Genomic DNA, 19,327 nt, shown 5'->3' with positions numbered 1-19,327 from the left:
GGGAGAAATCTTCATGATCGAACCTGGGAAGATCTGCTCGGACCTGGTTGCGCTCAAAAGCGAGAACCCGCCGGGCGATACCTCCGGTCCCATCAGGTACATAAAAGATTTCCTGGATGCCCGTGGTATTCTGTCGGATGTTATCTGCTCACCGGGCGGGCGATGCAACCTGGTGACGCGGGGGGAGCCCCGCCCGCTCATGCTCTGCGGGCATGTGGATGTGGTGCCGGCTCAGGGAGAAGGATGGACGCATCCGCCATACTCCGGAACCATGGAGGGGGGGTATATCTGGGGCCGGGGATCGAGCGATATGAAGGGTGGGATTGCTGCGATCCTCTCGGCCTGCGATGCACTTCTTGAGCAGGGAGAATCCCTCCCGGCTACCCTTGTTTTTGTCTGCGATGAAGAGACCGGAGGCGAAAACGGGATCAGGTTCCTGCTGGAAAAGAATCTCCTTTCACCCTGTGACTGCCTGATCGCTGAACCCTCTCCTGCCTTGCATCCCTGCATCGGGCAAAAGGGGCTCTGCCGGCTGGATCTCAGGTTTACCGGTACACCAGGTCATGGGTCCCTTTACCCGCTGGTTGGTGTAAGTGCAGTGATGGAAGCAATGCATTTGCTCGAATATATCCGTGGTCTCCATGAGCAGGCATTTCCTGTGGACCCTCAACTTCGTGAAATCATTCAGCGTTCATCGGATGTTTTTGCCGAGGAATTCGGGATTGAAAAAGGCACTGAGATCCTTGAACGGATCTCGTACAATCCCGGCCTTATTAACGGGGGTGAAAAGGTTAACATCGTGGCCCAGTACTGCAACCTCGATCTTGAGCTGCGCATTCCCTGGGGATGCGATATCCATGCGCTGGTCCGGGGAATCCTGGCGCATGCCCCCCACGCGACTGTTCTCGGAGAGACCCTGCATGAACCCTCCCTGACCGATCCCGCATGCGATTTTGTTTCGGTGGTCTGCCGTGAGGTCGGGGCAGTTTACGGGAGATCTGCCTCGCCGATCCTCCAGTGGGCGGCGAGCGATGCCCGCCACCTTCGTGCCGCAGGTTTCCGGGTGATTGAGTACGGCCCCGGGGAGCTTTCTACCCTGCACGGTACAAATGAGCGTGTCGCGGTGGCAGCGCTTGAAAAAGCAACGGATATCTACCTGCGGATTATGCACGTATATGGCAAAGATCTGAACTAACAGGCGAACCCTGGCTATCCCGCTCTGCAGGGTGTATGTACCAATCCTCCCTCCTTTTTTTATCCCCTTCGGGATCGGACAAATAAAAACATTTTTCAGGAACCTGAATGTCCGGGCGCCCGTCAGAAAAAAAATAAAACGAACGAGCTGTCCAGTCCGAAAAAAGTCGGAAAAAATTTACTCCAGTGAATTACCGGCCCTTTCTTTTGCCAGCCCGTGCAAGGAACATTGCCGCGGCACCAAGCCCCACAAAGGCTGGGACCGGTGACAGGGGAGCAAATGTGGTCCGGGTCGGGACCGGTGTTGCTTGTGTTGTCTGGGGAACGCTGGTGGTCTCTACTGTCGGTGTTCCTGTTACGCTAAGGGTTGCAACCGGCGTGGGAGTTGCACTTGTTGGGGTAACCCCCCCCAGATACCAGGGTGCCTGGGTCGGAGTGGGGGTATTTGTATTGATGGATATCTGACCTTTGCCATTGACAGCTGCCTTGTTTTCCTGAGCAGGGGTATAATTCGGGTCCAAGCTGAGTGCCGTGTTAAAGCAGTCGATAGCGTCCTGGTACCTGCCGAGAGCAACAAGTGCCTCCCCCTTATTGTTCCAGATATCAGGGTTGCTAATCGTGATACCCGTTGCCTTGGTATATGCATTCAGGGCATTGGAGTATTGGCCGAGCGACATATACACAAGGCCGAGCTGGTTCCATGCAAGAGGATCGGTTGAATTGAGGTTCGTACACTGGGAATATGGTGTAAGCGCGTTGGCAGAATCATTCACCTGGACATATGAATACCCAAGGTTGCAGTACGCAGATGCATGATTGTATACCACTGCTGTATAGTTCTGGTAGGCCCCGACTGCATCGTTATACCGGCCGAGATAGAAAAGTGCATCTGCCCGTGCCCCCAATGCTGTCGGGCTTGAGCGGATGGCAAGGGCCTGGTTTGCTGCAGTAAGGGCTGCAGAGTACTGGCCCAGTGCATTGAGCGCCGCGGCATCGCCGGCATAAGCGGCATCATAGGTGGGATTGAGGGCTATCGCGTTGTTATAATAGGTCACTGCATCCGTATAATCGCCGGTTGCTGCAGCATTCTGGGCTTTGGTGTACCATTCCGTTGCATCTTCTGCCGCCACTGAAGCGACGAGGAAGAGAACAAGGATGGCAAGAATGCCCACTTTTGCGCTCGTCTGCATAACCGAAAATTCTCCTTGAAAACAGATGAAGGTATTGTTGATTATGCTTCAGGGGCAGTACTGGCAGGTTTTATCGTACCGGGTGCGGTGGGCATCGGGAGAGGCTGCAGATCGTGAGAGCCACGGTCCCGCCAAGAATTGCTGTAAACAGGAATGCCAGGTAGTACCCTGCAGCAGCGGCAATAATCCCGGCGATGAACGGCAGGATCGTCATCCCTAAGTAACTCGATGTCGAGAAAAGACCCATAACCAGCCCCTGCCGGTCACGTTCTCCGGCAAGGACTGACATCTGGGCAACCATCACGACCCCGGCAAGAGCACCGAGCACAATAAAACCGAGCGGTGATACGTACGCAAGGATAACCCCGCCGATCATGAGGGCCGCCGACCACCGGATAGCGGCCCGGGGAGGGATAGGGAACCGTGAGACGGCAAGGACCGTGATGATCGTGGCTACGCTCATGGCTGCGATCCAGTAACCGAGCAGATCCGCAGTCATCCCGGAGAATCCCGGGTAAAGCGAGGATACTACTCCGGTGATGCCCACGAGAATAATCGCAGAGTACCACAATCGTCCGTGAGTAAAGATAAGGTCTGCCATCTCGCCGAGATCGTTTTTGTCTTCTCCGGAACCCCGCTGGAGAATGGCTCCAGCCAGTAAAGGTTGTGTCGGCATCTCACGAAAAAAAAGGCTTGTGACCAGAGCCATAAGGGAGAGTGCGGTAAAGACACCTATCCCGAGAGCAGGGTACAAAAATCGTACTGCAAGCCAGCCGGACACGGCAAGTCCGGTTACCAGGCCGACGTTGAGCATCGCAAGGTAATAGCCACTCAACCGGGTGTGATCCTCCTGCGAGTTGACGTACGACATCCCGGCTGCGATGAAGAGGCCGGCGCCGATACCCTCGACCAGCCGCAGGAAAATTACCGGAACCGGCCCGGTGGTGCAGAAGAGCAACGCACCACTTGCTACGGTAAGAAGAAGACCCGTGCGGATTACCGGTGTCCTCCCGTACCGGTCAGAAAGGATCCCTCCCGGGAGTGTCGAGAGGAAAGCCCCGAGAAAATAGGCAGCATAGATCGCCCCCTCCCATGCAGCCCCGTTTGCAAATGCCGGAAGCACCGGGACGATTGCGTTTGAGAGCGCCATCAGTGCAAAGACGCCCAGGCAGACAACAACGAGATATGCCTTCATCGAAAGTCCGGGTTACACCATCCGGTATGTCTCGAGGTTCATGGGTGAATGTGTCTGGATGTGGTAGCGCTTGTAGATGGAACTGGCAAGGTCGATGGTGTTGTTCTCGTCACCATGGATGCAGAATATCTTCTCGGGCCGGGGCTGGATCTGGCCGATATAGTTCATCAGCTGCCTCCGGTCAGAATGCCCCGAGAACCCGTCGATGGTATCGATCTCAAGGTTAATGGTGATCGTCCCCTTCCGGCCCATGGGCACCTCGCGCCAGCCTTTCTGGATGCGCCGGCCCTGCGTACCCTCTGCCTGGTACCCGACAAAGACGAGTGCGTTCTTCTCGTCTTCGGCAAGGTTTGTCAGGTACTCCATGACCGGCCCGCCATTGAGCATACCACTCGTGGAGATGATCACGCAGGGTTCGCCATTGATCACCTTCTCGCGGAGCTCAGAGGAGTCCACCTGCTGGAAACACTCGGCCAGGAAGGGGTTCATGCCCTCTCTGAAGATCAGGTTGCGGAGGTCATTATTGAGGTACTCCGGGTAGGTGGTGTGGATGGCCGTGGCCTCGCGGATCATGCCGTCAAGATAGATCTTGACATGGGGGATCTTCCCGAGGCGCATGCCCTCTTCGAGAGCCAGCATAACTTCTTGGGATCTCCCGACCGCAAATGCGGGGATAATGACCTTACCACCCCGGGAAAGTACCTTGTTGATGGTCTCATAGAGTTTTAGTTCTGCATCCGAACGGGCAGGCTGGAAATCGTTCGAACCACCGTAGGTGCTCTCCATAAAAAGTGCCTCGAGACGCGGGAACTGGTTGATAGCCGGGTTGAACAGACGGCTCTTGCTGTAGTTGAAATCACCGGTGAATGCGATGTTGTAGAGCCCGTCCCCGATGTGGAAATGGGCTATTGCAGAGCCGAGGATATGCCCCGCATTGTGGAACGTGAGCTTGATGTCGGGAGCGATATCGGTCACACTGCCGTAATTGAGTGTGATCGAATGCCTGATATACGTCTTGACTTCGTTTGAGCTGTAGGGGATCTTCCGGTCCTCTTTGTTGATGACGTCCAGGTAATCCAGCTGGAGCATGGCGGAGAGATCCCGCGTCGGCGGGGTGGAGTACACCGGGCCCTCGTAACCGTACTTGTACAGGAGGGGAATAAGCGCACAGTGGTCGAGATGGGCGTGGGTGAGGACCACGGCATCGAGCTGGGCAAGGGGGTGGATCTCGGGGACGTAAAGGTAGGGGGTACCACCGGCATTGTCCGGCTTCTCCCCGCAGTCGATAAGCACGCGGCTGTCCGGTGTTGTGAGCAGGAATGCAGCCCGGCCAACCTCGCGGCAGCAGCCAAGGGTGGTGACCCGGACCCACTGGTCCTTCCGGGTCGCGTCCTTGTTTGTGTCGTCACGGCCCGGGATGTCGCGGTGGATCCTCCGCCCGATGGTGCGCAGGAATGTCTTGCGCTCCTCGTTGACCGAGCGCAGGTACTGCCGGATCTGCTTGACTGTACTGCTCTCGATGGGTGGGGTGCGGACGACCTTGGGTGTCCAGCCGATGTGTTTGGTGATCTCGCGGAGCGTGATGCCGTTCTTCCCGATGACCACCCCGGGTTTCTCTGCCTCGATCAGGACTTCCCCGGTATCCGGATCAAAAAAGATATCCGTGATACCGGAGGATTCGGGGACCACGGCACGGATCTCGTTTGCCGCTTTCTCGGGATCTTCAAGAATGGTAGGGCGGACAACGATGCGTTTCCGCAGGTCGCGGGCCAGGACCCGGATCAGGTCAGCTTCATCGGCAAACCGTTTGGGGTCATCGGTATAGATGACCAGTTCGGGCCCTTCGAATTCAACTTCGGTTACCCGGATCCCTGCAGGCACCCGTTCGTTTATTTTGTCCCTGAGCTCTTTGAGCCGATCTTCAATCAACATAACAGTAAACGTCCCAAAAAGAGATTATGCGGAATTTTTGGCAAGGTGTTTTTTAATGACATCCTCGTCAACATCCTGGTATTTATCCTTGGTAATAACAATGACGTGGATTCCTTCACCGGAACCAGCGTCACGTTTCATGGCTGATCGCAGTGCACGGACCGCAAGTTCAATCGCCTCATCCTCTTTCATGCCGGGGCGGAACCGGTCTTCCAGCACGCCGTATGCCATGGGGGAACCGGAGCCGGTCGATACAATATCCTCTTCTTTGGTGGCCCCGCCCATTGCGTCTACCGAATAAACGCTTGGCCCGTGTTCGTCAATACCGCCAACGAGCAACTGGACATAATAGGGGAAGTAACGGTTCTGGTTCAGGTAATTGGACAGGAGGGTTGACGCCGCTCCGACCGTAATAGGGCGCGACCTGCGTATCTGGTACAGGTTGCATTCCACGGTGATGATCCGGGCCAATTGCTGGGCATCCCCAACACCGCCTGCGATAGTCATGCCAATCCGGTCGGCAATCTGGTACACCTTTTTTGCACGCTTGCTTGCGATCATGAGCCCCATAGTCGCACGCTTTTCAGTGGCAAGGATCACCCCTCCGGCAAATACCAGACCCACCGTTGTCGTCCCTGTCATCGATTCCTGGTACTGTTCAGGCATGTCACACCTCAAAAATAAATGAACGCTAAAAATCAAATAAAAGCGTTTTATGGTATAAGATGATACCGGGAAACTTAAAGGTTTTTATTCTGCGTCCTCTTTGCAGAGGACTTTGATGAGATCCCGGTCATAGAGCATGGCCACGAGGCGTTTGTCCCCGTTGATCACCGGGAGCTGGTCTACTCTTGATCGGCGCATTTTGAGTGCACACTCACTGACCTCGGAATTCTTGGGAACCGCCACGACATTTTTCACCATGGCAAGTTTTACCGGCCGGTTGGGCAGCTGTACCCGCGAGATGCCGAAGCTGATGGTGTGGTTGTCCCGGATGCTCTCCCAAGTCCACTCGTCGTCGTCGGTACCATTGGAAAAGTCACTGACTCCGACGGAATCCTCGATGCTCGAGTGCCGGATCAGGTCGCGTTCCGAAATAATTCCCTGAAGGACGCTGTCGGAATTGAGGATGGGGATCGCATCCACACCGGAGATCTCCATAACACGACCGACCAGCGGGAGCGGTGTGTCTTCCCAGAGCGCAAAGGTGGTACTCGTGTATGCATCCTTGATCTCCTCTTTGATCTTCATCTGGGCGATCGCGTGGATGAGATCGGCAACGGAGAGCAGACCGATTAACTTGTTGTCCTCTACGACCGGTAGTCTCCGGATGCGGTGGCTGACCAGCAACCGGGCTGCCTCCCGGATGTCTGCATCCGGATCGATCGTGATCGGCTTTGATGCCATAAGCAGGCCGAGCTGCGTCTCCTCGGGCTTGCGCAGCAGGTCCTTTCTGGTGATAATGCCGACCAGTTTCTTGTTCTTGAGAACAGGAACACCGGAGATACCGGTTCGTTTGAGAATCTTGAGGACATCATCGCGGTTACCGGGGATGTCGACGTGGACGACATCGGAGGTCATGTAATCTTTAACAATCATGTCTGTTATGATCTCACCACCATGGTCGTGACCGTGCTGTGTGTGGCAATGTAGGTGCTGACACTTCCCAGAAGAATGCTGTCGGTCTTGCTTTTTCCGTGTGAGCCGGAAATGATAAGATCAACTTTCTCTTTCTGGGCCAGAGCAACGATTTCGGTCCCGGCATGACCCTGTTTCAGGTGCGTAATCAGGGCCACACCGTTTTTCGCTGCGGTCTTCTTTGCTTTCTCAAGAGCGGCATTTCCCTCGTTTTCGAGAACGCGGTACATGATCTCTACGGTATTATCTGAAGGGAGTGATGAGAAAAGACCTGTCTCTACCACGTAAATTGCGTGGAGCCGTGCGTTCCATACCTTTGCTTCGTCGACGGCCCGTTCGATTGCCTGATCACTCGCCTTTGAACCATCGATGGCAACAAGTATGTTAGTAAACACTGGCATCACCCAAAACAAACATGCCATTTTTATTGAGTTTTCAAATTAAAAACGTTATTCCCGCGCATGCCCGATTGAGCACGCTTTACCAGCGAGGTTACAGGATCATGGCTGAATACGAGCCCGGATTGGGTTGGATCAACCGTAAAAAGGGCTGCGCGGGCCCCTTTACGGATAAAGAATGGCGATCCGGTGAAATGTGACCCCTCCATGGCGGACCGGAGAATAATCTTTGAATCGAGATGGTATACTGCTGAAACAAATGCCATTTCTGAGAACATATCCGGCGGGACAAACATCACGTTGTCCGTGCCCAGCATAATCGTGCACCCAAGGTCAAGCATGGTCTGGAGGGGTGGACGCCTCGCCGATGTTGTCACGCCCAGCACCCAGTTGGACCGGGGACAGACTGCAACCGGGATCCCCCGTTCGGCGCATGTTTTGAGTTGTTTTCTTGTTGCATGAGTCATATGGATGAGGAGATCCGGTTCGTAGGCAAGAGCAGCGTCAACATCCCCGCTGTCCTGCTCACCTGCGTGGAACGCGATCTTTTTCCCTGCGTTCCGGGCCGCCCTGACCTGACTCTCTACCCCGTGAATGTCCCGGGTACTGCTTATCCCAAGACCATCAGCGATTGCATCGCCCCCATCCCTGCCGAAAATAACCGGCTGGAAGGAAAGGCCGGCAGCTGCTTCCCGGAGTACGAGAACACCCTCCCGGCCACCTTCCCGGAAATCGGCGCACCCGCATGTCCCGGACCGTATCATCCCGCTTATCGACGCCCGCATCCCGGCCACCAGGTCCTCTCTTGCAACCGCAGCCAGCAGCCGGTGCTTGAGGCCGTCAGGAGGGGTGACGAGGCTTTCGAGATCACCGTCAGCTCCACAGTCCATGGCGATCGTGTCCCCAAGATGGGTATGGGCATTAAAAAAGGCCGGGCAGATCCAGAGCGGGGGGGACTGTAACCTCTCTTCGATCGCCGTAATACGGCCTTCTTCGATCACGATATCCACTGGTCGGAGTTCGAGTTCCTCACCGATCAGCGCTTGTCCTGAAAGAACCTGGGAGGATTTCATCGGGTACCGTGACTCTCTTTTATATAGCGAAAAATGAAATATATTTGCATGGCAAAGAAGCAAGGCGGAAGGTTACTTTCATCGGCAGGTCTCGTCAATTACTACGAGAGCGAAGACCGGCGGGCAGTCCATATCAGCCCCATTGCTGTCATGGCTATCGCCGCAGTCGTCGGGATCATCATCATGGCGTTCAATCTCCTCTACTCCACCCATGCATAATCCCGGTCCATGGACCGGATCATTTCTGATTTTCTATTTTGGATTGTGCTCTATGAGTAGCTTACGGGTGATATCCTCCTCCTTTGAGAAGTAAATCTCGTCGTGCCCTTTCCATGCCGGACAGTTATGAAAGAGCACCGCAGGAACACCATTGTTGCTCTCGCCCATGACAAAGTTGGCAAATCCAGCGATCTCGTCTACCACTGCCTCTTCCGTGATCTTGAGCTCATGGCCGAAAAGATCCACATCTCCCCGGAAGTCCCGGATAGCCGTAAACCCGCTCCAGCCGATAGCATGCCCGGTCTGGCCCCTCCGGAACGAGCGCCCGCAGGTATCGGTAATGATCACACCGGTCTTTTTCCCGGTACGCTGCCGGATCTCTTCCCTGATCTGAGCTGCCGCATGCATGGGATCGGGAGGGAGGAAGATCACCATCCCATCGTCGATATTGCTCTGATCGACACCGGCCCGGACCCCGATATGGCCGAACGGGAGCTCGGAGAGGATGAACGGGTATTCCATGAGAATATCTTTCGAGGCGTCAAGGACGGCCTGGACAAATCGGGGGTCTTCCTTGTTGAGCCTGCCAAGGCGCACCGCCCGGTCCGATGGCGTAATCTCAGCGAGAGCTTTCGTATGTCCCTTGGACTTGGAGTAGATTGTCGAGGCAATGCAGAGGATATCGCCATGCTCTATTGTGGCACGTTCACAGATCATTGCTGTAATATTATCGCCGGCCTTGATCAGGGGAAGCCCCTTGATGCCCGTGACAACAATATTTTCCATAGTACTGGTTCTATGGGTTGATCTCCCGATATAGGGGTTTCGTTTGGCATGTTGTCCTGAAACTCCGAAAAGGATAAACTCCGGAACTGTTGCCCGTACCTCTAACTATTCCCCAATATATTTTTATATTGGACAGACCGATGACCTCATGTTAATGTACCATATCCTCCGGTGTCCGGGGTGCAGGGCGTTTACCTATGTGGATCGTTTCCAGAAATGGAAACTCTGCCCTGTCTGTGGGCATGCCTATGAGGTGGCGCGGGTGCCGGCGTACTTGGAGGTTGAGGATTACCACGATGCAGAGCATATCATCCGCCAGATGGAAAAACACCTGCATGCTCACAAAAAAAAGGATTTCACCCCCGAAGAATCCGAGGAATTACGCATGCATTATGCCGAATGGTTCCGGAAGAAATGCCATTAGACCTGCCATGCTGTGAGATTTTTAAAACGATATTTATTTTCCGGAAAGACCTTACGGGAGAATCCGGCAGGGCGCATGGTAGGTTCATCTGCCGGAAAAGCAAGTACTGTCCCTGCAGGTGACCTGTGGAGCAGTGCGATACATTCGTAATCGGTGCAGGCCCGGCCGGCCTCTTCTGCGCGATCCATGCGGCAGGCCCGGGGAACCGCGTGCTCCTTGGTGAGAAGAATGCAGAGCCCGGAGCGAAATTAAGGATTTCCGGGACCGGCCAGTGCAACATTACGCATGCCGGTGACATCCGGACCTTCTTTTCCCGTTATGGTTCACACGGGCAGTTCCTCCGGCCGGCTCTCCACGCATTTACTAACCAGGATCTCGTCAGGTTCTTTGACGACAGGGGCCTTTCCTGTAGGACCCGGGACGATGGAAAGGTTTTTCCGGCGAGCCGCGATGCCGGCGAGGTACTGGCCCTCCTTGTCCGCGAGTGCCACCTGCGGGGTGTGACACTCCGGTGCAGGGAGCCGGTACAGCAAGTTGAGTACCGGCATCCCGGTTTTCTCGTTCATATGCCGGGTGGGACCATCTTCTCGCGGCACCTTGTCCTTGCCACCGGTGGTGCCTCGTACCCGAAGACCGGATCGACCGGTGACGGGTACCGCATTGCCGCATCACTGGGCCATTCCATCACCAAGATTGGCCCGGCACTCGCCCCGGTGACCATAGCTGCATTCCCCTTTGTCTCACTTGCCGGGATGACGTTTCCCGCGCTGCCATTTTCGGTCTGGCGCACCGGCCGGAAGGTTATTTCAGCGGAGGGAGATCTTCTTTTTACCCATGCCGGTCTCTCCGGCCCCGGTATCCTCGACAATTCCCGCGACATCCGGGCAGGTGACGAGATCCGGCTCTCGTTTGCCGGGCCGGTCCAGCGCGATGTGCTGACCGGGAAGATGGTTGCCGCCATTTCCCGTGCACCTACCATGATGGTAAAATCCCTTGTTTCAGGCCTTGGGATCCCGGAACGGCTCGCAAAGATCCTTCCCGACATGGCAGGGGTCCCGGCCACGTGCACCGGGGCGCACCTGACAGCCACCGCCAGGAACCACCTGATCGATCTGCTCATGGGATGTCCCTTGACGGTCTCATCGGTGGGCGATCTCTCAATTGCAATGGTTACCCGGGGTGGTGTTGCCCTCAATGAGGTAAATTCCCGGACCATGGAATCAAAACTGGTGCCCGGGCTCTTTTTTGCCGGGGAGGTGCTTGATATCGATGGCGATACCGGCGGTTTCAACCTCCAGGCTGCGTTCTCTACGGGGTATTATGCCGCACAGGGAATCCGTCTGAAGGAGAGAAAATCCGCAGAGCAGGGGCCCGGAAAGGGATGACCGTAACTTCCCCGAATGCCAACCTATTTATTGGCGCAGGATCGAGCCACTTCAGTACATAGAGTGATGAGGTGCTCCGGCTGGTATGACAGACGAGGATAATGAAACCGGGCCCCAAGGCACCGCGGGAAACGGGGTTCTCCGGGAGGACTCAGCGGGGCCTTCACGGCCAGATTCCCTTACCGGCATGACCCTGGAGCAGATCATCGATCTGACCGGGGAGTTCTCTCACCTCAATGATCTGGTGACGATCCATATTGAGCGGGCCGGGGGATTTGCCGGACCAGATGCCTATTTCCGGATTGTCCAGCCTATTCTTGACCTGCTGGAAGTCGAGATACGGATCCGGTGCAGCAATAGCATTACCCAGCAGCAGATGAAACTGGTGGTGCAGGACTGGATAGATGAAGAGATCCGGGCATGCAGGGAGAGCGACGGGAAACATCTGATATAATGCTCTCATGGCCGGTCGCATTTACCGGTACCGTATCATAGGATGAGAAGGTTCGCAAAAAGGAGGTTTAGATCAGCCCGGTGACCCACGTATACATGTTGTGGACACCGTTTGAGATCACGGTTGCCGGGTCGATGTGGAGCAGGGGAAAGACAAGGAAGAAGTACAGGATCGTCCCCAGCAGGCTCCCCAGGTTTGCCAGCGCTGCCACAAGTACCACTTTGAAGAGCGGGATGCGCGCCATTTCCCGGAGCGATTCTGTCTCATAGATCTTCCGGAAATCCGAGACCGGGGGTTTCCTGACCTTTGCTTCAACGTACGCAGCAAACCACCCGGCATGGAGCAGCGGGTTAAGTGAGGTCATCCATGCTACGGCAAAACAGGTAAGCGCAGAATAGGGATGACCACCGGCAATCAGGGTAAACAGGGCCGCAAGCACTCCATGGATGATCACCCAGAAAAGGAGTGCATACAGGAGCACTGTCCAGCCGACTCCGGAGAAAGCGATTGCAGCCAGAAGAAAGGCAAAGAGCCCGGTGACCGCAAATCCAAAAATCTTTGCCCAGGGAAAAGATTTTGGTTCTTTGACGAGTGTGTCGAACGGAGGGAGGGTCTGCGGCCGCTCGACATAATTCGCAATTCCCTGCAGGTGGCCGGCGCCGACAATGGCAAGGATGCGGGCATCCGGTCGTTGTGTTTTGAGAATAACGAGCTGGTGGGCGATGAATGCATCCCGCTCATCGATCAGTGCATGAGCCCCGTTAGGAGAGAACCTGCGGAACTCCTCCATGACGGCATCGATAATGTTCTGGTCCTTAAGCGATTCGATATCGATCTCTTCGCCCTTGTCTATTTCGGCAATAGAGAAGATCAGCGCAAAGACCATCTTGATCTTCTCGACGATTCCCATGGATTTCCAGAACCGCATGAGGGTGAGCCGGATATCCCTGTCCACAAGCGCTACCGGGATATTGTGGCTCTCTGCCTCAACAATGGCCGCTTTCATTTCGGCGCCGGGTTCAACGCCAACATCAACCCCGATCTTCCGCTGGAGATAGGAAAGGAGCCACTGGACAAGAAGCGAGTTAAAGTTCCTGACTTCGAGAACATCCTCTACGGTTGGGTCGCGGGCCTGTTTTTTGAGGGCAGAGAACCTAGCCGGGTCAAGCTCGATCGCTACGATATCCGGCCGAAACTCCTCAATCGCAGCCTTTACCTCATCTACACTTTTCTGGGAGACGTGTGCAGTCCCGACGATCTTCAGCTCTGCCATCTGTCACCGTACTTCCGTTGTTATTGGTCTTTGAGCCACATTAAGGTAAGGGAACCTTAAAGGAGAAAGGCAGGATCTTTCCGGTCAATTCTTCACCAAATCTGTTTTTTCCCTTTGCAGTACGGCAACAGGGAGTATTGGTACCGTAACCGGGTTCTTAAACCGGTTGTACCAATATATCAAAAACGGAGAATGGTGCGGGATGAAGATTGCAGTGGCCGGGAAAGGCGGGTCAGGAAAGACGCTTCTTGCCGGTAGTCTTGCCTTTCTGTTTGCCCGCGCCGGGCGCATAACCCTTGCCATAGATGCGGACTCGGCCCCCAATCTGGGATTCCTGCTCGGGCTCACTCCGGGTGGGGCGGATACACTCGTCCCTGTTTCAAAGAACGCGGATCTTATCGCAGCAAAGACCGGGACACCTTACCCCGGTGTCTATGCATTGAATTTTTCTGTAGACGATGTGGTAACCAAGTATGCCGTGTCCACCCCGGCCGGGCCCCACCTGCTGGTCATGGGTACCGTGACCTCGATGGGGGCCGGCTGTACCTGCCCGGCAAACAGCGTGGTCCGCGCCCTGCTGCGCCATCTGCTGGTGGAGCGGGATGAAGTGGTGATCCTGGATATGGAAGCCGGCGTGGAACATATCGGGCGGGGGACCGCGGAGAGCGTGGATGTGATGCTCGTGACAAGCGATGCCCACCGGCAGTCGCTTGTCATTGCAGGGAGGATCGCGAAGATGGCGCAGGATTCGGGTATCCCACGGGTGGAACTGGTGGGGAACCGGATCCAGGAGCCGGGACAGGAAACCGTTATTCGGGATTTTGCCCGGGTCAATGCGCTTACTGTTGCAGGCATGATCCCCTTTGACCCGGCAGTCACCCGTGCGGGTGTTAACGGGGATTCGATCTCCACCCTTCTGGGATCGGCCACGCTCGAAGCCATCAGTGGGATCCTTACCCGGATCTGCCCGGGTCAGAATGTGCATGGAGAGAACGTATGAAAACGCTGGTGACGATGGGCCGGGGCGGTACCGGCAAAACGAGTTTTGTCGCACTGCAGACCAAGTATTTCCTTGATCAGAATGAGACCCCATTGTTACTTATCGATCTCGATCCCGACCAGAACCTTGCCGAGATGGTGGGGGTAGACCTGGAACGTGAAGGCGTAAAGACTATCGCTGAACTCGTGACCGAGACCTTCATCAAAAAAGGCGGGACGATGACAGGAATTGCACCCGCGGAACGGATCGAGAGCCGGGTGCTCGTTGACGGCCTGTACGAGGGCGAACGCTTTGATCTGATCGCGGTGGGGACCAAGTGGATCGAGGGTTGCTACTGTATGCCGGATGCAGCACTAAAAGGGGCTCTCTCTTCTCTCGCAAAGACCTACCGCTACGTGCTGGTTGACTCCCCGGCAGGCCTCGAACATCTCAACCGCAAGGTAACGGCCAGCGTGAGCGATCTCTTCGATGTTCTGGGGCCGTCCCACAAGTCATTCCTCCATGTCAAACGTGCCGACCGGATCGCACGGGAAGTCGGGATTGCGTTTGACCGCTTCTTTGTGGTGGGGGGCTGCCTTTTCCCACAAGAGCTTGGTGCACGGGCAGAAGAAGAGACTGGACGGGAGTACCTGGGAAAGATCACCTTTGACCCTCTGGTCCAGGAATCGGTTATTGCCGGCCGGTCGCTTCTTGACCTGCCGGTGGATTCCCCGGGGTACCTCTCCGTCTGTGCACTGATGGAGAAAGCCGGTTACGGAAAATCCGGTTGAGGGTGATCACCCGTCCCTCTGCTATCCCGGTCGATTTGGTTAAAAACCTGCAGGTGTACATATATACCAGTATCCTGTATTTTAGGTGACAATTTACCCCGGTTGTGCTGCTGGTGACAGAAAAGAAGGTCTCTTTGTCGATAAAGGAACTGGATGCCGGTTTTGGCCGGATACGGGACCTCTCGGTCTCTATCGGGAAACTGTCTGCAGGGGACTGGGCGGAAGAAAAAGGCCCGACACCGTATCCCTCGCTTGCCACCCTCCGCGACTGGGACCATACGCTCCTCTCACGGTATCAGCCGTTCTACATGCCCTTCTGTGATCTCTGCTGCCTGTGCACGTACGGCAAGTGCGACCTCACCGGCACAAAAAAGGGCGCCTGCGGGATCTCGATGCCGGCCCAGCAGGCCCGGACCGTGCTTCTTGCCGCTTGTATCGGCGCTGCCACCCACACGAGCCATGCCCGGGAACTGGTGACCTATGCCATCAGGCGATCAGGCCGCAACCGCGAACTTGACCCGGGCGGGAACGCAATTGGCGTGGAGGCTCCCGTTATCCGGCTCGTTTGCGGGGAAAAACCGCAGACACTTTCAGATCTCGAAACTATCCTCGATTACTGTGAGAGCCAGATCACCGCGCTCCTTGCGGCGACCCATACCGGGCAGGAGGGCAATTACCTCGATTTCGAGAGCAAGGTGCTCCACGCCGGCATGATCGACCAGGTAGGTATGGAAGTAGCGGACCTTGCGCAGATCTCGGCCCTTGGGTACCCGAAAGCCGACCCTGATGCCCCGCTTGCGGCGCTGGGTATGGGAACGGTCGAGACCACAAAACCAGTGATCCTTGTTATCGGCCATAACGTGCCGCCAGCTGTTGCCATCGTCGATTACCTTGCACAGGAAAATCTTACCGACCAGGTAGAAGTGACCGGTATCTGCTGCACCTCGATCGATGCCACCCGCTACTCCCCGCGGGCAAAGATCGTCGGCCCCATGTCCTGGCAGCTCCGGTACATCCGGAGTGGTATTCCCGACGTTATTGTGGTAGACGAACAGTGCGTCCGGACCGATGCGTTTGACGAGGCTGTGGCTGCCGGTACCCCTTTTATTGCCACATCGGATAAGAACTGCATGGGTCTGCCCGAAAGGACGCGAGACCCGGCGGATGCCATCGTTGCCGATCTCTCCTCGGGCAGAGTGAAGGGTGTCGTAATCCTTGATCCGGAAAAGGCCGGCGAGGTTGCCGTCCGGGTTGCCCGGGCCGTGATGCCGGAGAGGAGAAAGTTGTCTCAGATTCTCTCACCGGATCTCATCCGGGAAAAAGCATCGGACTGCACAGCGTGCCGGCTCTGCCAGCGGGCCTGCCCCAATGATCTTGCCATCCCTCGGGGTATGAAAGCGGCAGCGGAAGGTGATCTTTCGCTCCTTTCTTCCCTGTACGATACCTGCGTGGGATGCGGGCGGTGCGAGCATGCCTGCACGCAGGATATCCCGGTCCATTCCCTGATCGTAGCCGCAGCCGCAGAGAAGATCAAGAACGAGAAGTTCGTGATCCGGACCGGGCGAGGTGCGATCCAGGATGTTGAGATCCGCAATGTCGGGGGTCCCATCGTACTTGGTGAGATACCCGGCGTGGTTGCATTTGTCGGCTGCTCCAACTTCGCCAATGGCGGGAAAGAGATCGCCGAGATGAGCGTGGAGTTTGCAAAGCGCCGGTATATTGTCTGCACCTCGGGTTGTGCCGCGATGTCGATCGGGATGTACCGGGACGAGGAGGGGAAGACCCCGTACGAGCAGTTCCCGGGCAGTTTTACCGCAGGGGGCATCGTGAACGTCGGGTCTTGTGTCGCAAACGCCCACATTGCCGGGGCAACCATCAAGATCGCAAGCATCTTTGCCCGGCGCAACCTGCGCGGGAACTACGCCGAGATCGCTGACTATGTTCACAACCGGGTAGGTGCGGTCGGGGTTGCGTGGGGAGCAATGTCCCAGAAGGCAGCGGCAATCGCAAGCGGCTTCTGGCGCCTTGGGATCCCGGTGGTAGTCGGCCCCCACGGCACGAAATACCGAAGGATGCTCCTTGGCCGGGCCGACCATGATGAGGACTGGTATGTCCAAGACCAGCGGACCGGCGAGAAAGTCTATGCCGGCCCGGCCCCGGAGCACCTCTTTGTGGCCGCGGAGACAAAAGAAGAGGCGATGGTGCTCGTGGCGAAGCTTTGTATGCGGCCTAATGATACGACCCGGGGCCGCGCAATGAAGCTCACGCACTATATCGACCTGTACCAGCGCAGCAACGGCGCAATGCCCGAAGACATCCCGCGTTATGTCCGCACCCATGCGGATATCCCCGTGACTCTGAAAGGTGAGATCACCCGTATCCTTTCCCAGTCCGGCTGGAAGGAAACGCCCATCCCGGATCCGACCCTGCTTGCCCGTGATGTCCAAGGGGAGGGCCAGCCATGAGTTCGGCAGATCCCTGGCAGACCGCAGAAGTGGGTGGCCCGAAAAAAGCTGCCGTTATCACCAAACCGGCCATGGCAAAAGCCGTGATTGGCCGTGCCCGGTTCCCGGTGCTCCTGCTTGGCAACGGTGCAGCATCGAGAGAAATCGGTAACCGGAAACTCGTTGATTTCATGCTCGATCTCGCCCGGGCGCACCGGATCCCGGTCATTGCCACCGGGCATATCAACCGGGCTCTCCGGGAGAGGGGATACCTGAACGCTACGGTCTTACCGGCAGTCGAGGCCGGCCAAAGGATCGCGGATCCCTGCTGGGAAGGACCTGAGGGAAAAGGCCCTTGTGACCTTGCTATTATCGCCGGTCTTCCCTACCCCATGGCATGGACGCTTCTTTCCGGTCTCAAGAACTTTGCCCCCCATACCAAGACGATCACGCTGGATAATACCTACCAGCCCAACGCTACCTGGTCGTTTGCCAATATCTCCGAAAAGGACTGGCAGGAGAACCTGGAGGCCATCATCGCAGGAACAACGGGAGGTGCGGCAGATGTTTGAGGATATGCCGGTGGATGTCGGGCTTGTCCACGTAGGAGAGAGGATCCGGAAGAACGATATGCACGTCGAGCTTGGTGGTCCCTCGGTGGAGAAAAAGTTCGAGCTTGTAAAAGTGCGAAAACCCGGGGCGATCCGTGATGGGGCGATCACGGTGACCGGCCCGGACCTTTCCGAAATGCAGGATGGGGGTAAGTACCCTCTCGGTATCCTGATCGAGATTGCAGGCCCCCAACTCGAAGAGGATATCGAGGGCGTAATCGAGCGCCGGATCCACGAGTACACCAACTATGTCGAAGGGTTCATGCACCTCAACCAGCGTTACGATATCTGGGTGCGGGTGTCCCGGAAGGCCTATACAAAAGGGCTCACCACCCTTACATACGTGGGGAAGGTCCTTATTGATCTCTTAAAAAACGAGCTTCCGATCATTGAAAAGATCCAGGTCACGTTCTTTACCGACAAAGAGAAAATTTCTGCCCGGTACGCCGAAGCGATGGCCTCGTACGAGGCACGCGATGCCCGGGCCCGGGGATTGACCGATGACGATGTGGATGTCTTCTATGGTTGTGCCCTCTGCCAGTCATTTGCGCCCAGCCACGTCTGCGTAATCACACCCCAGCGGTACGCAAACTGCGGGGCCATCAGCTGGTTTGATGGCCGGGCAGCGGCCCGGATCGATCCCAAGGGCCCGATCTTTCCTATCAGCAAGGGAGAGTGCCTTGACGCGATCAAAGGTGAGTACTCCGGGATCAACGAGAGTGCAAAGAAGCGGTCGCTGGGCACAGTCAGCCGGATCTTCCTGTACAGTGCCTTCTCCTGTCCGCACACCTCCTGCGGCTGTTTTGAGGGGATCGCCTTTTACATCCCCGAGGTCGAGGGATTCGGGATCGTGATGAGGGGTTACAAGGATGTGACCGTGAACGGCCTGCCCTTCTCGACCATGGCGGACTCAACTGCCGGTGGACGGCAGGTGGACGGTTTCCACGGGATCTCACTCGAATATATGCGATCTCCACGGTTCCTTGCTGCGGACGGGGGATATGCCCGGGTGGTCTGGATGCCCTCGGATCTCAAAGAGCAGATGAGGGACTTCATCCCGGCGGATCTCTTCGCGTGTATCGCTACGGAAAAGGATGTAAGCACGGTAAGTGAACTCCGTGACTTCCTTTCCGGCAGGACCCACCCGGTAACAGAACGGTGGAAGGCAGAGGAGATTGATCCCCTGGAACCGGTAAACGGTGCCGTCCAGGTATTCTCCGGCGGGGATTTCCCGGTCATGGCGGGAGGGTTCAAGATCATCTTCAAGAACGCAAAGATCACCGCTGACAGGGTTATCATCGAACCAATACAACCCAAAAAACCGGGGGAAGGTGCATAAGA

At 56.3% G+C, this 19,327-nt stretch carries 19 protein-coding genes; 10 read left to right on the top strand and 9 right to left on the bottom strand.

Annotated features, from left to right (window positions below; all coding sequences use genetic code 11):
• Nucleotides 1–13 precede the first annotated feature (13 nt).
• Entirely contained in the window at nucleotides 14–1,195 is a 1,182-nt protein-coding gene (locus VMS83_RS01590; RefSeq protein WP_325409197.1) for a M20/M25/M40 family metallo-hydrolase, read from the top strand.
• A 190-nt stretch (nucleotides 1,196–1,385) separates the two neighbouring features.
• Here the strand turns inward: VMS83_RS01590 and VMS83_RS01585 are convergent, their stop codons facing one another.
• The 7 genes from VMS83_RS01585 to VMS83_RS01555 form a co-directional block, all read right to left on the bottom strand.
• Entirely contained in the window at nucleotides 1,386–2,384 is a 999-nt protein-coding gene (locus VMS83_RS01585; RefSeq protein WP_325409195.1) for a tetratricopeptide repeat protein, read from the bottom strand.
• 70 nt (nucleotides 2,385–2,454) lie between these two features.
• Entirely contained in the window at nucleotides 2,455–3,579 is a 1,125-nt protein-coding gene (locus tag VMS83_RS01580; RefSeq protein ID WP_325409193.1) for an MFS transporter, read from the bottom strand.
• Nucleotides 3,580–3,591: 12 nt separating this feature from the next.
• Nucleotides 3,592–5,511 carry a beta-CASP ribonuclease aCPSF1 gene (locus VMS83_RS01575; protein WP_325409191.1) on the bottom strand — a complete coding sequence of 640 codons (1,920 nt, stop codon included), beginning with the start codon at nucleotides 5,509–5,511 and terminating at the stop codon, nucleotides 3,592–3,594.
• Between the two features lie 24 nt (nucleotides 5,512–5,535).
• The gene (gene psmB, locus VMS83_RS01570) at nucleotides 5,536–6,177 is read right to left on the bottom strand and encodes an archaeal proteasome endopeptidase complex subunit beta (protein WP_325409189.1); all 642 of its coding nucleotides are present in this window, start codon (nucleotides 6,175–6,177) and stop codon (nucleotides 5,536–5,538) included.
• A gap of 84 nt (nucleotides 6,178–6,261) precedes the next feature.
• The gene (locus tag VMS83_RS01565; protein ID WP_325409187.1) at nucleotides 6,262–7,110 is read right to left on the bottom strand and encodes a CBS domain-containing protein; all 849 of its coding nucleotides are present in this window, start codon (nucleotides 7,108–7,110) and stop codon (nucleotides 6,262–6,264) included.
• Nucleotides 7,111–7,115: 5 nt separating this feature from the next.
• On the bottom strand, nucleotides 7,116–7,544 hold the full coding sequence (locus VMS83_RS01560; RefSeq protein ID WP_325409416.1) for a universal stress protein: 429 nt from the start codon (nucleotides 7,542–7,544) through the stop codon (nucleotides 7,116–7,118).
• Between the two features lie 29 nt (nucleotides 7,545–7,573).
• On the bottom strand, nucleotides 7,574–8,620 hold the full coding sequence (locus VMS83_RS01555) for an amidohydrolase family protein (RefSeq protein WP_325409185.1): 1,047 nt from the start codon (nucleotides 8,618–8,620) through the stop codon (nucleotides 7,574–7,576).
• Nucleotides 8,621–8,668: 48 nt separating this feature from the next.
• On the opposite strand from VMS83_RS01555, the gene VMS83_RS01550 reads away from it, so the two are divergent.
• Nucleotides 8,669–8,839, top strand: a complete 171-nt coding sequence (locus VMS83_RS01550) for a preprotein translocase subunit Sec61beta (protein WP_325409183.1) — start codon at nucleotides 8,669–8,671, stop codon at nucleotides 8,837–8,839.
• A gap of 33 nt (nucleotides 8,840–8,872) precedes the next feature.
• Here the strand turns inward: VMS83_RS01550 and VMS83_RS01545 are convergent, their stop codons facing one another.
• Nucleotides 8,873–9,625 carry a coenzyme F420-0:L-glutamate ligase gene (locus VMS83_RS01545; protein WP_325409181.1) on the bottom strand — a complete coding sequence of 251 codons (753 nt, stop codon included), beginning with the start codon at nucleotides 9,623–9,625 and terminating at the stop codon, nucleotides 8,873–8,875.
• Nucleotides 9,626–9,773: 148 nt separating this feature from the next.
• Between VMS83_RS01545 and VMS83_RS01540 the strand changes: the two genes are divergently transcribed.
• The 3 genes from VMS83_RS01540 to VMS83_RS01530 all read left to right on the top strand — a co-directional run bounded on the left by VMS83_RS01540 (nucleotide 9,774) and on the right by VMS83_RS01530 (nucleotide 11,888).
• A complete protein-coding gene (locus tag VMS83_RS01540; protein WP_325409179.1) occupies nucleotides 9,774–10,049 on the top strand; it encodes a DUF1922 domain-containing protein in 276 nt (91 codons plus the stop codon).
• Between the two features lie 125 nt (nucleotides 10,050–10,174).
• Nucleotides 10,175–11,434, top strand: coding sequence for an NAD(P)/FAD-dependent oxidoreductase (locus VMS83_RS01535; RefSeq protein ID WP_325409177.1), 1,260 nt, complete (start codon nucleotides 10,175–10,177; stop codon nucleotides 11,432–11,434).
• Nucleotides 11,435–11,519: 85 nt separating this feature from the next.
• Entirely contained in the window at nucleotides 11,520–11,888 is a 369-nt protein-coding gene (locus tag VMS83_RS01530) for a hypothetical protein (RefSeq protein WP_325409175.1), read from the top strand.
• 67 nt (nucleotides 11,889–11,955) lie between these two features.
• Here VMS83_RS01530 and VMS83_RS01525 read toward each other — a convergent pair whose 3' ends face one another.
• A complete protein-coding gene (locus tag VMS83_RS01525; protein WP_325409173.1) occupies nucleotides 11,956–13,161 on the bottom strand; it encodes a TraB/GumN family protein in 1,206 nt (401 codons plus the stop codon).
• A gap of 202 nt (nucleotides 13,162–13,363) precedes the next feature.
• Here VMS83_RS01525 and VMS83_RS01520 point away from each other — a divergent pair, with 202 nt between their 5' ends.
• The 5 genes from VMS83_RS01520 (at nucleotide 13,364) to cdhC (ending at nucleotide 19,325) form a co-directional block, all read left to right on the top strand.
• Nucleotides 13,364–14,161 carry a cobyrinic acid a,c-diamide synthase gene (locus VMS83_RS01520; RefSeq protein WP_325409171.1) on the top strand — a complete coding sequence of 266 codons (798 nt, stop codon included), beginning with the start codon at nucleotides 13,364–13,366 and terminating at the stop codon, nucleotides 14,159–14,161.
• Nucleotides 14,158–14,931, top strand: coding sequence for an AAA family ATPase (locus VMS83_RS01515; protein WP_325409169.1), 774 nt, complete (start codon nucleotides 14,158–14,160; stop codon nucleotides 14,929–14,931). The genes VMS83_RS01520 and VMS83_RS01515 overlap by 4 nt, the downstream gene beginning before the upstream one ends.
• Nucleotides 14,932–15,044: 113 nt before the next feature.
• Nucleotides 15,045–17,396, top strand: coding sequence for a CO dehydrogenase/acetyl-CoA synthase complex subunit alpha (gene cdhA / locus VMS83_RS01510; protein WP_325409167.1), 2,352 nt, complete (start codon nucleotides 15,045–15,047; stop codon nucleotides 17,394–17,396).
• Nucleotides 17,393–17,947, top strand: a complete 555-nt coding sequence (gene cdhB / locus VMS83_RS01505) for a CO dehydrogenase/acetyl-CoA synthase complex subunit epsilon (RefSeq protein ID WP_325409165.1) — start codon at nucleotides 17,393–17,395, stop codon at nucleotides 17,945–17,947. Before cdhA ends, cdhB begins: the two co-directional genes overlap by 4 nt.
• Complete coding sequence (gene cdhC, locus VMS83_RS01500; RefSeq protein WP_325409163.1) at nucleotides 17,940–19,325, top strand: CO dehydrogenase/CO-methylating acetyl-CoA synthase complex subunit beta; 1,386 nt, start codon at nucleotides 17,940–17,942, stop codon at nucleotides 19,323–19,325. The genes cdhB and cdhC overlap by 8 nt, the downstream gene beginning before the upstream one ends.
• Nucleotides 19,326–19,327: the final 2 nt, after the last annotated feature.

Origin of the sequence: Methanoregula sp. (assembly GCF_035543475.1) — an archaeon.
Classification (GTDB): domain Archaea; phylum Halobacteriota; class Methanomicrobia; order Methanomicrobiales; family Methanospirillaceae; genus Methanoregula.
Note: the sequence above shows the minus strand (reverse complement) of the source record. Positions and strands in the feature narration are given on the sequence as shown.